Origin of the sequence: Sulfuricurvum sp. (assembly GCF_049587615.1) — a bacterium.
Classification (GTDB): Bacteria; Campylobacterota; Campylobacteria; order Campylobacterales; family Sulfurimonadaceae; genus Sulfuricurvum.
Map to the genome: position 1 here is coordinate 111,579 of NZ_JBAVEF010000025.1, position 13,704 is coordinate 125,282.

At 47.1% G+C, this 13,704-nt stretch carries 14 protein-coding genes; 9 read left to right on the forward strand and 5 right to left on the reverse strand.

Going from position 1 to position 13,704, the window contains the following annotated elements:
* Positions 1-271 precede the first annotated feature (271 nt).
* Positions 272-1,402, reverse strand: coding sequence for a transcription termination factor NusA (gene nusA, locus WB308_RS05340; RefSeq protein WP_424189729.1), 1,131 nt, complete (start codon positions 1,400-1,402; stop codon positions 272-274).
* 269 nt (positions 1,403-1,671) lie between these two features.
* On the opposite strand from nusA, the gene WB308_RS05345 reads away from it, so the two are divergent.
* The 7 genes from WB308_RS05345 to WB308_RS05375 are packed head-to-tail and all read left to right on the forward strand — an operon-like array spanning position 1,672 to position 6,753.
* The gene (locus tag WB308_RS05345) at positions 1,672-1,914 is read left to right on the forward strand and encodes an HP0268 family nuclease (protein ID WP_424189731.1); all 243 of its coding nucleotides are present in this window, start codon (positions 1,672-1,674) and stop codon (positions 1,912-1,914) included.
* Positions 1,911-3,212 carry a tRNA (N6-isopentenyl adenosine(37)-C2)-methylthiotransferase MiaB gene (gene miaB / locus WB308_RS05350; protein ID WP_424189859.1) on the forward strand — a complete coding sequence of 434 codons (1,302 nt, stop codon included), beginning with the start codon at positions 1,911-1,913 and terminating at the stop codon, positions 3,210-3,212. The genes WB308_RS05345 and miaB overlap by 4 nt, the downstream gene beginning before the upstream one ends.
* Positions 3,205-3,828: a lysophospholipid acyltransferase family protein gene (locus WB308_RS05355; protein ID WP_424189733.1), complete on the forward strand. Its 624-nt coding sequence runs from the start codon at positions 3,205-3,207 to the stop codon at positions 3,826-3,828. Before miaB ends, WB308_RS05355 begins: the two co-directional genes overlap by 8 nt.
* A gap of 12 nt (positions 3,829-3,840) precedes the next feature.
* Positions 3,841-4,683: a tyrosine-type recombinase/integrase gene (locus WB308_RS05360; protein ID WP_424189735.1), complete on the forward strand. Its 843-nt coding sequence runs from the start codon at positions 3,841-3,843 to the stop codon at positions 4,681-4,683.
* Entirely contained in the window at positions 4,680-5,711 is a 1,032-nt protein-coding gene (locus WB308_RS05365) for a hypothetical protein (RefSeq protein WP_424189737.1), read from the forward strand. Before WB308_RS05360 ends, WB308_RS05365 begins: the two co-directional genes overlap by 4 nt.
* Positions 5,708-6,232: a hypothetical protein gene (locus WB308_RS05370; RefSeq protein ID WP_424189739.1), complete on the forward strand. Its 525-nt coding sequence runs from the start codon at positions 5,708-5,710 to the stop codon at positions 6,230-6,232. Before WB308_RS05365 ends, WB308_RS05370 begins: the two co-directional genes overlap by 4 nt.
* On the forward strand, positions 6,229-6,753 hold the full coding sequence (locus WB308_RS05375) for a hypothetical protein (protein WP_424189741.1): 525 nt from the start codon (positions 6,229-6,231) through the stop codon (positions 6,751-6,753). Before WB308_RS05370 ends, WB308_RS05375 begins: the two co-directional genes overlap by 4 nt.
* 2 nt (positions 6,754-6,755) lie before the next feature.
* On the opposite strand, the gene WB308_RS05380 is transcribed toward WB308_RS05375, so the two are convergent.
* Together WB308_RS05380 and fliW are read right to left on the reverse strand one after the other, a co-directional pair.
* Positions 6,756-7,517, reverse strand: a complete 762-nt coding sequence (locus WB308_RS05380; RefSeq protein WP_424189743.1) for a pyrroline-5-carboxylate reductase — start codon at positions 7,515-7,517, stop codon at positions 6,756-6,758.
* On the reverse strand, positions 7,510-7,899 hold the full coding sequence (gene fliW, locus WB308_RS05385; RefSeq protein ID WP_424189745.1) for a flagellar assembly protein FliW: 390 nt from the start codon (positions 7,897-7,899) through the stop codon (positions 7,510-7,512). The genes WB308_RS05380 and fliW overlap by 8 nt, the downstream gene beginning before the upstream one ends.
* 130 nt (positions 7,900-8,029) lie before the next feature.
* Between fliW and WB308_RS05390 the strand changes: the two genes are divergently transcribed.
* On the forward strand, positions 8,030-8,749 hold the full coding sequence (locus WB308_RS05390) for an outer membrane protein assembly factor BamD (protein WP_424189746.1): 720 nt from the start codon (positions 8,030-8,032) through the stop codon (positions 8,747-8,749).
* 109 nt (positions 8,750-8,858) lie between these two features.
* On the forward strand, positions 8,859-11,282 hold the full coding sequence (gene lon, locus WB308_RS05395) for an endopeptidase La (protein WP_424189748.1): 2,424 nt from the start codon (positions 8,859-8,861) through the stop codon (positions 11,280-11,282).
* Here lon and tilS read toward each other — a convergent pair.
* Positions 11,236-12,252, reverse strand: a complete 1,017-nt coding sequence (tilS, locus tag WB308_RS05400) for a tRNA lysidine(34) synthetase TilS (RefSeq protein WP_424189749.1) — start codon at positions 12,250-12,252, stop codon at positions 11,236-11,238. The two genes, lon and tilS, sit on opposite strands and share 47 nt — an antisense overlap.
* Positions 12,245-13,561, reverse strand: a complete 1,317-nt coding sequence (gene rimO, locus WB308_RS05405; RefSeq protein WP_424189751.1) for a 30S ribosomal protein S12 methylthiotransferase RimO — start codon at positions 13,559-13,561, stop codon at positions 12,245-12,247. Before rimO ends, tilS begins: the two co-directional genes overlap by 8 nt.
* Positions 13,562-13,704 lie beyond the last annotated feature (143 nt).

Below are 13,704 nucleotides of genomic sequence, written 5' to 3' on the forward strand. Positions count from 1 at the left end.
AAAGAAAAGTACGCAAAAGAAAAGCGTCCCAAAAACAGAACGCTGGCGGTACGCTTTTGCCTTGCGGCAAGCGACCTTGCTCTAGGTGTGTTTTTGGGACAGAATTTATTTGATTTTTTTCGCTTTGGCGAAAATAGATAGCAATGTATCTCTTAAGCATCCGCTAAAGCCGCATGCGGAGGCAGCAGTGCCGGGAGCATGCGAGCGCTTTGCTTGAGAGATGAGGTTTTTTGTCTACTTTTTTGCCGGAACAAAAAAGTAGGTATAGTTATTAGTTCCCGAAAAGCGCTTCGAGTGAACTAAGTCCCTCTTTCTTCTCTTCCTGAGCTTTTTCACCCATTTGAGCCGTTCCGCCCACTTCATTGAGCTCGATGGTATACCCTGTCAACATCGATGCAAGACGGATGTTGATACCGCTTTTCCCGATCGCTTTGGATTTTTGGTCGCTCGGGAGGGTGACGATCGCTTTTTTCTCATCGCCCTCTTCAGAAACTACAACGGCACTGATGATCGCCGGTGACATGGCACGGGAGATAAACAGTTCGGGAGAGGCGCTGTATTCGACACAGTCGATGTTTTCGCCGCAAAGCTCTTCGCTGACCGCATTGATACGGACGCCGCGTACCCCGACGGTTGCACCGATCGGATCGATCTGAGGGCGGTTGGTGTAGAGGGCGATTTTCGCACGCTCACCCGGGATACGGGCACATTTTTCAATGACCACGATCCCGTCTTTGATCTCCGGAACTTCGAGAGCAAGAAGCTCTTCGAGGAATTTGGGAGCCGTACGGGAAAGTTCCATGGTAATGCCGTTAGCTTTGTCCACATGGACACGGCGAACGATGGCGCTGACCATATCACCCACTTTGAATTTTTCACCTTTGATACGGCTTTTCATCGGGAGAATCGCCCGGATCTCATCGATTTCGATCGTCGTGTTTTGATCGCTGTCTACGCGTGTAACACGGCCGGAGACAATTTGGTTGATTTTACTTTTGTATTTGTCGAAAAGAAGATTTTCAACCAGGCGCTGGATATGAAATTCGATTTCGCGGTGCAAGGCGGCAAATGCGCTCCGTCCGTAGCTTTCGATGTCATGTTCCATTTGGAGCTGATCGCCGATTTCGGCTTCGTCATCAATCTCCAAAGCATTCGTGATACCCATATAGGCACCCGCTTCTTCCCCTTCGAGTTCGGGGGCATCGTCGGCGACGACGGTAATGATTTGGCGCAGTTTGACCTGTTTGGTCCGGTCATCGATATCGGCTTCGAATGCGAAGGTCGGATTGATGATCCGCTTGGCAGTTTGGATAAATGAGGTTTTGATCGCCTCTTGGACGTTTTCTCGGCTAAGCCCTTTTTCATTGGCAATTGAATCAATAATATCTAAAATATTTTCCATAGAAATATCCTCTTGAGCGTTTGGTAAATCATAAAAAATCGGGTTGGTTGGGAAAGCTTTTTTTATGAAGAGAAGGTATTATACATAAATTTCTCTTAATAGGATATTTATCATATCACCGCTATAATCCCCCTAATATCACCGATGTTACCCACTTTTCGGGCAAAGCCCGCAAAGTGGCAGGGACAAATGTCCCTACAACCCCCTAAAGCTTCCCGCATCTTTCGGATGCGAGAGAAAAATAATATCAGATACAGAAGGACATATTCATGGAACTCAAAATCGCACGCAGCGAACACGACGCCAAACCAAAAAAAATCGACCTCAAAAAAATTACCGAAATGGTTGAAAAAAGCAATTCACTGATCCTCTATTTTGATCGTGAAAACTCCCATAAAGATCTCCTTGCGCTCCAAGACCATTTTGAAGGCGAAGGAAAAAGTTTTTACATGCGCGAAGTCCGTTACGGCCTTTCTGCGAATGAATATATGTACGAGGTTCACATTTTATAATGTCTAAAAAACTCTTTATCGAGACGCTCGGATGCGCCATGAATGTGCGTGATTCCGAACACATGATCGCCGAACTTAACGCGCACGAGGGGTATGAACTCACCGATGATGCCACATCGGCCGATTTAATCCTCATCAACACCTGTTCGGTCCGTGAAAAGCCGGTCCATAAACTCTTCTCCGAGCTGGGTGTCTTTAACAAGCTCAAAAAAGCGGATGCCAAAATCGGCGTGTGCGGATGTACCGCATCGCATTTGGGCAAAGAGATCATCAAGCGCGCGCCGTATGTCAACTTCGTCCTCGGTGCCCGAAATGTCTCTAAAATAGCCGATGTGCTGCATCGTGATAAAGCGGTTGAGATCGAAATTGATTACGATGAATCGCAGTTTGCCTTTAAAGATTTTCGTAGCAGCCCTTATAAAGCCTACATCAATATCTCTATCGGATGTGATAAGCAGTGTACGTTTTGTATCGTCCCGAAAACGCGGGGAGACGAGATCTCTATCCCTGCCGATCTGATTGTTGCCGAAGCGCGTAAAGCGGTAGAAAACGGAGCACGTGAGGTTTTCTTGCTCGGTCAAAACGTCAACAACTACGGTCGCCGATTTTCGGGTGAGAATGAAAAAATGAACTTTACTGAGCTTCTTCGCCGTGTGAGTGCAGTCGAGGGGCTGGAGCGTATCCGATTTACCTCTCCCCATCCGCTTCACATGGATGATGAGTTTATCGAAGAGTTCGCCCGCAACCCTAAAATCTGTAAATCGATGCACATGCCGCTTCAAAGCGGATCGACTGAGATCCTCAAAGCGATGAAGCGCGGGTATACCAAAGAGTGGTTTTTGAATCGCGCGCGCAAACTGCGCGAACTCGTTCCCGATGTGAGCATCAGTACCGATATCATTGTTGCTTTTCCGGGTGAGAGCGATGAAGATTTCGAAGATACGATGGATGTTTTGAATCAGGTTCGTTTCGAGCAGCTGTTTAGCTTTAAATACTCTCCACGTCCGTTGACCGAGGCTGAAAAGCTCGAAGAGATCGATTCCGAGGTAGGTTCAGAACGGTTGAATCGACTACAGGCACGACATGATGAGATCCTCGATGAGATGAAGTCGGTCAATTTAGGCAAGATTGTAGAGGTTTATTTCGAAGAGTTGCGCGAGAGCGGGCATATCGCGGGTCGCAGTGATAATAATCTCTCTATTAAAGTCAAGGGGAGCGAGGAGTGGCTGGGTAAAATCGCCCGGGTAAAAATCACGGAGGTTTCGCGTAACGTCCAGTATGGAGAGATTATTGCGTAAAAAGCTCCTTCGCAAACTTGCGTTGTGGTTTATCCCCCCTATCGGAACCTTGCTTATCCGCCTTATTTACCTTACAAACACTAAGCGGTTCCATCTTCCCAAAGTTATCCCCACCGAACCGGTCATTTTTGCCTTTTGGCATGGGGATCTGTTGATGCAGCCCTATCTCTACTATCAATTCCGCAAACATCCTAAAGCCAATGTTTTGATTTCCGATCATTTTGACGGGCAGATTATCGCCCGGATTATGCGCTATTTTAACCTCGGAACGATTCACGGCTCTACGACACGCGGCGGGGCAAAAGTCCTTATTCAAGGGCTTAAATCACTCAGCGAGGGGTATGATATCGGCATCACCCCTGATGGACCCAAAGGGCCGCGCCATGAGATGAGCGACGGGGTGGTGATTATGGCGCAAAAACGGCATGCGAAGGTCATCGTCTACAGCTGTGTCCCCTCAAAGTTCTGGCAATTGCCGAGCTGGGACCGCTTTAGTGTCCCCAAACCGTTCGGAACACTCAATTTTTACGCCTCAGAGCCGATTGATCTGGAAGGGCTGGAGATGGAAGCAGCAAAAACGGTGATTAAAGCGAAACTGATGGAGCATGCTCTCTAAAGTGCTGCGACGATGAATGAACTCTATCGCAGCAAAGAAGCATTTTTAAAATATCTTGACGCTATCCGGGGGTATTCGCCTCTGACGATACGAAGTTATCACGATGCCATCGATGAGATGCTTCGCTATGCGGAAATCAGCAATGAGGCGGATGAAATCGCCATCAATCTGATGCCGCTGCGTCTTCGGATCGCTTCGTTAAAATCCAAAACGATTGCGGCGAAGCTCAGCGCTGTTCGTAGTTATGTCAAGTATCTTCGAAGTGAGGGACAATCGGTAGAACTGCGGGGGGATGAGAGTGTGAAAATCCCCAAAACCCTCCCTAAACCGATTAGCCATGACCATATTCTTCATGCCCTTCAATACGCGGAACCGACAGCAAAATTGGCGATCACCTTGCTCTATACCCTGGGGCTTCGTATCTCTGAACTTACCCATCTGCGTCTTAGCGATATGGGCGACAGGTGGTGCCGTATTCGGGGAAAAGGGGATAAGGAACGGGATATTCCGATGTTGGAGCATATTGCCCTCATGGTAGAGGCGTATCAACGTATCCACCCCTCGAAAGAGTATGTTTTTGAGGCTTTGGGTGAAAAATTAAGCGAAAATAGTCTAAGATATACCATTATCAAGGCATTTGCAAAGGTTGGACTCAAAGTGACCCCTCATCAATTGCGTCATACGTATGCGACCGAACTGTTAAACAACGGGGCGCGGATTGCCGATGTTAGCGAATTATTAGGCCATGCAAGTATGGCTACTACTCAGATTTATACTAAATTGGGAAACGCTCTGAAAATGGATCATTACCGTCAATCACATCCGTTATGTCGTAGAGATGAGGCATCTGAGTGATAGCGTGGTTGTTCCAAAAAATATTTATCGCCATTATTCCCGATGGGGGAGCGCTTGATGTTCGGGTTGTTGCTCTTAAACAAAAAAAACTGCTGTATAAAAAGAGTCATCGTTTCGAAGGGGAATCCGCCCATCGGGAGATGAGTACTTACCTCCAACAATTTATCGAAGAGTCTCCCTACCATTATATTGCTGTTTTAAATCCGGACACGAACCAAGGGACTGTATTGGGGTGTTCATCGGATGAGGCAGGGGAGACTTTAAACGGTGTAAAATCCGTTTGCCGAAAGGGAAAATGGCTTCTGTATACCTCGATCAAAGAACTCGATTCTCTCAAAAAAACGTATGCTACCGTAGGGCTTGATTTTGTATTTTCACCTTTTTCGGTGATCGAACATTTTTTCGAAGATAAAATCGGTACGGGCTTTGCGTTGTATGCATTGGCACAGAAAGATTCGTTCAGTGTCGCGTTTTTTGATGAAGGAAAGCTTGAGTATTCGCACCATTATCTGATGCACCAACACGAAGAGAGAGTGGGTGAAGAAGAGGGATCTGCGGGTGGATTTTCAGTTGGTACCGAAGAGGCAGAAGAGGTTGAAAAAGGGATCAGTCTCGATGATATTGAAAGCTTGGATGATTTGGATATTATTGATGCGTTGGACGATTTGAGCGATATTGAGGATCTTGACGCACTCGAAGATATTATGGAGTTTAGCGAAGATGAGCCGACCCAGGAAGAAAAACGCTTCGTTGCTCCACAGGCAAATGAGATAAAGCTGGATATGGACCGTTTCAATGACGATTATGCCCGATTTGAATTTATACAAAAAATATTATCCCATTTTTACACGACGGAAGAGTGCAATAACCGCTTTGTTGAGACGGTTTATATTGCCGATGCCTATGGAAGCGGAACCGAGCTTAAGCGCTATCTTGAAGAGGAACTTTTTTTAAACGTTTTGATCCGTCGTATTGATTTGGGTGATGAGGTTATTTCCCTCGCAATCAGTGAAGAGGAGGGGCGGTGAAGCACAGTTTTATTGCCCCAAGACCCAAACGGATCATTAGCGGAGAATTGCGCCTTGTCCTCTTCTTTTTTATCGTCACCATCTTGATGCTGGTGGGAACCTACCTCTTTTTGGGGTACAAAACATTTCAGTTTTCCCATGAACGAAAATCGATCGCGCACAAAGAGATATCCTTGAGAGACTCTATCGTTCACATGGAAGAGCAGATCAAGACGATTGACGCTGAAGTCAAAATAGCCGAAAAGATAACGACAGACAACACCGTGATGAAAGAGAGTATCCGAAATCTATTCGATTTGGTTCCGGATGAAATTACCCTGGACCGAGCGGAATTAGAGGTTTCCTCCCTTATTCTCTACGGTACAACCCCCAATAAGGATACCTACGAATATATGCTTCATGCGCCGCTCAGGTCGATTTTTCACCGTACGTACACCAGTTTTTACCCTGTGGAAAACGGATGGTATCGTTTTGTATCGTCGAATTATTTGGATAATGAAAACAGTGAGGAGATGGAATGAATCGTCAAACACTTTTTATGATCATCCTCTCACTCCTCCTTTTAATCGGTGTGGTCGCTTTCTCCTTTTTCTTCCTGATCCCTAAAGGAAAAGAGTACCGTGCTCTGCGGCTTGAGAGCAAAAAAGAGTTTCAGAAGCTCGACCTTGCACAGCGTGAATACGATTTTACACTGAACCGTCTCAAGGAGCTGGAAGGGCAAAATAAACATACGATTACCGCTTTTAATACGCCGTTTAATCCGGACCGTTTTGAGAAGCTTTACAAAAAAGAGTTTTCTGATCTTTATTTGACCGAAGTGACCACGTTTGAAACTAACGGAACGTTTAAAATCTATGAAGTCAATGCGACATCAAAAATCAGATCACCGGAAAGTTTTTACAATTTTATTGACGGGGTGAACAAAAGCAAGTGGATTATCGGCGTTAATTTCCCTATCCATTTTGAGAGGGACGGTGAGAAGATCCGTGCATCGTTTACGATGAAGGTGCATAACAGTGAGGAGAAAAAAGAGGAGAAATAATATTATTTCATCCCTTTAGCCCGTTCGTGCGCAGCACGTATCGCTTCCATACACCCATCACGCACTTTCCCTTTTTCCATAGCCCCATACCCTGCAGCCGTGGTTCCGCCCGGACTCATCACATTGTCTTTTAAGAGGGCAGGATGGAGCGTTTGGATGAGTTTTCCGAACCCATCAAAAAGTCCCCGCATCAAAATCATTGCATCATCCCGCTTGAGCCCTTCGCGTACCGCTCCGTCTGTGAGTGCTTCAGCGATGAGGGCCAGATAAGCGGGTCCACTTCCCGCCAGTGCTGTGGCAATATCGAGCTCTTTTTCACTGCTCAGCCACAAGGTTGTTCCGATGGTTCCAAACAAGGCTATGGCTTGGAGTGAAATATCGCTATCTCCGACCAGGGAAGTCATCGAGGCACCTGCTTCAGCGGCAAGATTGGGCATAGCGCGGCAGTAGGCACGTGCAGGGATAATCGTAAGGGCAGCTAACGGGGTCCCTGCCAAAACCGAGTAGAGTGTTTGTGCGCTCCCTTGCAGATAGGGGGCTACTTCCTCCAGATTGGAAGGTTTTACGCAGAGAATAACGGTTTTATTTGTGATGTCGGCATCCGCATAGAGGGTTTTTTTGAGGGGAACCTTCAACGACTGCTCAAAACGCTCCATTGCGGCCATGCTTCGGCCGATCACCTCAATCGCATGCGTTTCGCACAGCCCTTTGGCAAGGGCCAGAGCCATTTTACCATTCCCGACGAAGGTGATCGATTTAGTCATTCTCACTCTCTTTGAGGTATTTTTTGATTGGTTCGGCAATCCCGAAATCAGCACGGTTATCGACGATGATTTGGGCCATTGTTTGGTTATCGGTATTGAAAATCAGGGGTGCGACAAAATTGATGGTTGAATGCTCGATCGGTGTTTGCAAAATCATAATATTGTAGATGAGCAGATTGCTCTCAGGGACAATGCCCAAGAGTGCTTGTAGCGAGGAGGGGATATCGAATGCATACTCACGCAATACGAAAGGGTTGACCAACGTAAAGGAGGGCCCCTCCCCAACACTTTCAAGGCGTAAAAAAATATCATCGATTTTGTGAAGTTCCATTTTCGAAACGGTTTCAAAACCGAGGATCGGAAGTTTTAAATCAAACTGCATAACAACCTTCTTGTATCATATGTAATCTGATTTTAACACATCAAACTAAAAAGTTTCAACGGTTTGCAGGGGTGTTTAATCTCTTTACGGTAAAATAGCCGATAATTTCAAAATAGCGTAGGTTTTATCAATGATTAGAACATGGTTCATCGCAATGACGGCCCTCATCCTATTGACCGGATGCGGCAGCAAAGAACTCGAAGAGTTTAATAAACCCGCAGAATATTGGTATGAAAAAATGGTTACTGCCGTTTCCAATGGTAATCTGGAAAAAGCGGACAGCTATTTTAGTTCTCTTCAAAGCGAACACATCAGCTCTCCTTTTTTGGCAGAGGCAACGATGATCATGGCGCAAGCGCACATGGCCCATGATGAATATTTACTCTCAGAGCATTTTCTGAATGAATACATACGTCGGTATGCTACCCCTGCGGGGCGCGAATATGCCGAATTTTTGAAAATTAAAGCAAAATTTTTGGCATTACCGAATCCGGGACGGGATCAAGGACTGATTGATGATACGTTAAAAGGGGTAGAAACGTTTAAACTAAACTATCCCTCTTCCACCTATCTTCCGATTGTCAATACGATGGAAACACAATTGCAACTCGCAAAGGGTGGGTTGAATGAGCGGATCGCTCAGCTTTATGAACGTTTGGGAAAACCCAAAGGGGCAGAATTTTATCGTGCGATGGCTCCGGTGACGTGGGTTAAATCAGAGGAAGTGGTGAATGCAAATGTCCCTTGGTATCGTGAAATTTTCGAAGGTGACGGCAGCAGCAGTTGGTACGATTTTCTCATTCCGCAAACACGCAATGTTGTTTCGATGGATGACAATGAAAGTAAATAGACCATTTGGTTTTGAACGCCAAAGGGATAAAATCCCTTTGGCTACGCTCGCCGCTAAGGCACTGAAGCCAGCCTCACTTGAGGCAGAATTTTAAGAAGGATTTTTGTCGATGCAACTTAGTAATTACAGCTCTTTTCCAACTACTTTACCGGTTATTTCGGAGGATGAACTTTTCCTCTATCCGTTTATGATTTCCCCCCTCTTTTTGAATGATGAAAGAAACATTTCGGCGGCAGCGGAAGCAATCGAGAACAATTCTCTTGTCATCGTCTGCCCTGTTAAACCTGAGCACGAAGGGGAACGGGAAGGAGATGCGGTCTATGATGCCGGAGTCATCGGTTCGATTATGCGTAAGGTTGTCCTCCCTGATGGCCGGATCAAAGTCCTGTTTCAAGGATTGGCCCGCGGACATGTTATCGATTTTATCCCGGGAGATCCTTTGCGGGCCCATGTCGATTTGATCCAGTCGACGAGCGTCAACGAGCTCAAAATGGACGCTATTTTGGAGGTACTCCGTGAGAAAGTGCGTGCCCTCTCGCAGGTAAGCAACTATTTTCCTCCCGATCTGCTCCGTACGATTGAGGAAAACCACGAGTACAACCGGATTGTCGATCTCATCTGCAGCTCGATCAAAATCAAAAAAGAGAATGCCTACAAACTCTTTATCGAGCGCGATCCCGAAAAACGGTTTTTGATGCTGATCGATGAATTGATCGAAGAGACCGAAGCCAACAAACTCCAAAAAGAGATCCGCTCGAAAGTGCACACCCGTATCGAGAAAGTGAACAAAGAGTATTTTCTCAAAGAGCAGCTCAAACAGATTCAAAAAGAGTTGGGAACCGATACCCACCGTGAAGAAGAGATCGAAGAGTTTAGAAAAAAGCTCGAGGCTAAAAAAGAGAAAATGCACCCCGATGCCTACAAAGAGATCAATAAACAGCTGGAACGTTTCGCACGGATGCATCCCGACAGTGCTGATGCGGGGATGATCCAAACCTATCTTGAATGGGTACTCGAAATACCGTACGGCGAAGAGGCGAAAAAAGCACTCAATATCCACGATGTCGAAAATCAGCTCAACAAAGACCACTTCTCCCTCAAAAAGCCGAAAGAACGGATTTTAGAGTATTTTTCGGTTAAAGAGCTTCTCGAATTGCGCGGTATCGCGGATAAAGAGGGGCGCGGTGCAATACTCTGTTTCGCGGGCCCTCCGGGGGTCGGTAAAACCTCATTGGCCAACTCCATTGCTACGGCACTCAAACGTCCATTGGTACGGATCGCGCTGGGCGGTTTGGAAGATGTGAACGAACTGCGCGGACACCGCCGTACCTATATCGGTGCGATGCCCGGACGTATCGTGCAGGGGGTCATCGAAGCGAAAAAGATGAATCCCGTCATCGTCCTCGATGAGATCGACAAGGTGGCCAAATCGCACCGCGGTGATCCGACGGCGGTACTTTTAGAGATTCTTGATCCCGAACAAAATACCCATTTTAGAGATTATTATCTCAATTTCAACCTCGACCTCTCCAAAGCGATTTTTATCGCAACGGCGAATGATGTAGGGCAGATTCCAGGGCCGTTGCGCGATCGTATGGAGTTTATCTCGGTAAGCAGTTATACGCCGCAGGAGAAGTTTCAGATTGCCAAACAGTATTTGATCCCTCAAGAGTTGAAGAAACACGGTTTGAAAACTTCTGAACTCTCGATCTCAAAAACGGCATTGGCTGAAGTGATCGAAAAACATACCCGTGAAGCAGGTGTCCGTAACCTCCGCCGCCGTGTTGCTGATATTGTCCGCAAAGCGGCGAAGAAAATTCTCGAAGAGCCGAGCACCCAAAAAGTGTCTGTGAGTCTTAAAAATCTCAAAGACTTTTTGGAAAAAACGATTTTTGAAATCGACCGTACCGATCATATCGACCGGATCGGAGTGGTCAACGGTTTGGCGTGGACGGCAGTCGGCGGAGATGTTCTGAAAATCGAAGCGATTCGGATTAACGGAAAAGGGGTTCTTCAACTCACCGGAAGTTTGGGGGATGTGATGAAAGAGTCGGCCCGTATCGCCCTTTCTGTGGTGAAAACATTGATAGACGAGGGAAAAATCAGTGTCGATCATTCGATCATTCCCCTCAGCCCGAGTGAACGTGAGAGCGATATCCCTGTGGATGCGAGCGAAGTATATAAGCGCTTTGATTTGCATATCCATGTTCCGGACGGTGCAACGCCCAAAGACGGACCGAGTGCGGGGATCGCCATGTCGACCGTTATCGCCTCAATTTTGACCAACAAAAAAGTGCGTGCCGATATCGCAATGACGGGTGAAGTATCACTCACCGGGAATGTTCTCCCCATCGGCGGACTCAAAGAAAAGCTGATCGCCGCACACCGTGCGGGGATGAAACTGGCCCTCATCCCGCAGAAAAATTTTGACCGTGATCTCACCGATATCCCCGATGAGGTGAAAGCGGCGATCGAGATCGTCGGTGTCAGTCGAATCGAAGAGGTGTTGGAACGTCTTTTAATTGACGGATAACACCCATGGCTTCGGGTGAACCGTAAAGGTATCCCCGAAGTTTAGCCCCCATTTTTAGTTTTCTGCACTCTTCCCTGAACCCTTTATCCATGATAACGTTACGCTCATACGGAGCAATAAACGTATAATTCCCTTCGATCGATACAACGGTATGACGGGCAATAATATGTTCACCGCCACGCTTTAACGTTTCTTTGTCATGTTGGCTGAGTAAATATCCCCTATTTTTGAAAAAGGTGTCGATCCCAACCACTAACGAGCGGATATTTCTAGGATTTTGAGCGTAGGCAAACGTATTGATGGTAGTAAAATCCATCGGTTCAATCAGTGAGCCATTATCCTCTTCGAGGTAACGAAAGCTACGGCGAATGGCATCGCGGTATTCGCGCATCATGGGTGTACTGTAGCGATGCCTAAAAGCATTTCGGGTATACCGTTCATCCGTATTGGACTCGTCAATATGGTGAGGGATGTTATGAGTGTGTAAATACGCTTCGATTGATTCGCGATCCCATTCTAACAGAGGGCGGAGTATTTCAACCCCCTCACGTCTGTCATGGGAGCGGATTCCGAGCATCTCGGGTAAACCTGATCCGCGACACATCTGCATCATCAGCCACTCCAAACGATCATTCAGCTGATGGGCGGTGAGAAGATAGGTATATCCGTATTTTTTCATCAGATACCCGAAAAACCGGTAGCGCTCTTCGCGGGCACGATGTTCGAAATTGGCTCCTCCTAAACGGCAGGAGTGGGTATGGCATTGGAGGTTGTATTGTGTGGCGAGGGCCATCGCACTCTCTTCTTCGGCATTGCTGGATACGCGGGTATGGTAGTTGACGTGGGCAATGTCAAAGGCGATATTATCCTCGAGCAAGAGGTGAAAGAGAGCCGTTGAATCGACCCCTCCCGAGAAGGCGAGGAGAACTTTCCCCTCTTTTAAAAGCTCAAGATGGAGAAGCTTAGACATTTCCCGTTACGGTAGCCAGAGGCCGTTTTTCTGCGAGTTCCGTGATACGGGCACGGTAGATTTTTCCGAAGCTGAGTTCCCCTTCAATTTCGTGGTCATTGACGTAAATTTCACCGTCCACCTCGGGTGCCCAGTTCAGGGCACGGGCACTGAGGAGAAATTCGTGCTCGTCACTCTCCCCGTCGATGACGAGGGGAATCTCTTGACCTACCATTTTTGCTAAGCTTTTTTCTTCAACGGCGGAAGCAATTTTTCCCAGTTTTTTGGCACGGGCGTTGATCGTTTTGGAAGGGATTTTCTCCTCCATCGTATAGGCACTCGTCCCCTCTTCATCGGAGTAGCTGAAAACGTTGAGGCGATCAAACCCGAAACGGCCTGCGAACTCTGCCATCTCTTCGAACATGGCTTCGCTTTCTTGCGGATGACCGACAATAAAGCTGGTCCGGATAAACGCATTCGGCAACGCTTTCATCGCGTTAAGGAGCTCGAGGGTTTTTTCTTTTCCGAACCCCCGTTTCATAATGCGAAGCATCTCGTCATTGATGTGCTGAATCGGCATATCGAAATAGTTGTGGAATACCTTTGAATCACCGATGGTTTTGATGAGTTTCAGGGTTGTTGTGGAAGGGTAGAGATAAAGGATGCGGGCACTTTTCACCCCGTCAATCAGTTCGATCCGTTTGATGAGGTGGATGAGTCCGTCACTGATGTTTTGATCGCGCAGATACGAGCTTGAGTCTTGGGAGACGAAACTGAAATCATAATATCCTTTGGCCACCAATCCTTCGACCTCGCGTGCGATACTCTCCAAATCGCGTGAATGAAGCTTCCCTTTGAACGAGGGGATGGCGCAGAAACTGCACACTTGGTTACACCCCTCTGAGAGTTTGATATAGGCATGATAGGTCGAACCCGTCACGACTCGCTCTGCTCCGTCGATCAGATAGACTTCGGGGGTAAAACGGCTTTGTTTCGCGGCGAGAAGTTCGTCGATTTTATCGTAATCGCCCACCCCGGTGAAGATATCGACCTCGCTCAGTTCTTTTGAGAGCTCTTCTTTGTACCGCTCTGAGAGACACCCCGCCATGACGAGAACGGAGTCTTTTTTACGCCCTGCATCGAGATTAAGGACCGTGTTGAGCGATTCTTGTTTTGCCGCGTCGATGAATCCGCAGGTGTTGACGATAATAACATCCGCTTCAGTGCTCGCATCGGTCATCTCATAATTTTTGAGCCGTCCAAGCATTACCTCGGTATCGACGAGATTTTTGGTACAGCCGAGGGAAACGATATGAAGTTTTTTGGACATGATTTTCCTTATTTTGTCATTCCCGCGAAGGCGGGCATTGTGCCCCCCGCGGGTAAATCCAGCTGGATCCCCGGGTCAAGCCCGAGGATGACGATGTGTCATACGGGCAGAGGGTAATGTTAATTAAATGCAATTATATCCAA

Excerpts from the sequence above, each read along its gene's own strand:
- rimO (WP_424189751.1), bottom strand. The coding sequence starts at position 13,561 with ATGTCCAAAAAACTTCATATCGTTTCCCTCGGCTGTACCAAAAATCTC.
- fliW (WP_424189745.1), bottom strand. The coding sequence starts at position 7,899 with ATGCAGTTTGATTTAAAACTTCCGATCCTCGGTTTTGAAACCGTTTCG.
- lon (WP_424189748.1), top strand. The coding sequence starts at position 8,859 with ATGCAACTTAGTAATTACAGCTCTTTTCCAACTACTTTACCGGTTATT.
- WB308_RS05375 (WP_424189741.1), top strand. The coding sequence starts at position 6,229 with ATGAATCGTCAAACACTTTTTATGATCATCCTCTCACTCCTCCTTTTA.
- WB308_RS05345 (WP_424189731.1), top strand. The coding sequence starts at position 1,672 with ATGGAACTCAAAATCGCACGCAGCGAACACGACGCCAAACCAAAAAAA.
- nusA (WP_424189729.1), bottom strand. The coding sequence starts at position 1,402 with ATGGAAAATATTTTAGATATTATTGATTCAATTGCCAATGAAAAAGGG.
- tilS (WP_424189749.1), bottom strand. The coding sequence starts at position 12,252 with ATGTCTAAGCTTCTCCATCTTGAGCTTTTAAAAGAGGGGAAAGTTCTC.
- WB308_RS05390 (WP_424189746.1), top strand. The coding sequence starts at position 8,030 with ATGATTAGAACATGGTTCATCGCAATGACGGCCCTCATCCTATTGACC.
- WB308_RS05380 (WP_424189743.1), bottom strand. The coding sequence starts at position 7,517 with ATGACTAAATCGATCACCTTCGTCGGGAATGGTAAAATGGCTCTGGCC.
- WB308_RS05360 (WP_424189735.1), top strand. The coding sequence starts at position 3,841 with ATGAATGAACTCTATCGCAGCAAAGAAGCATTTTTAAAATATCTTGAC.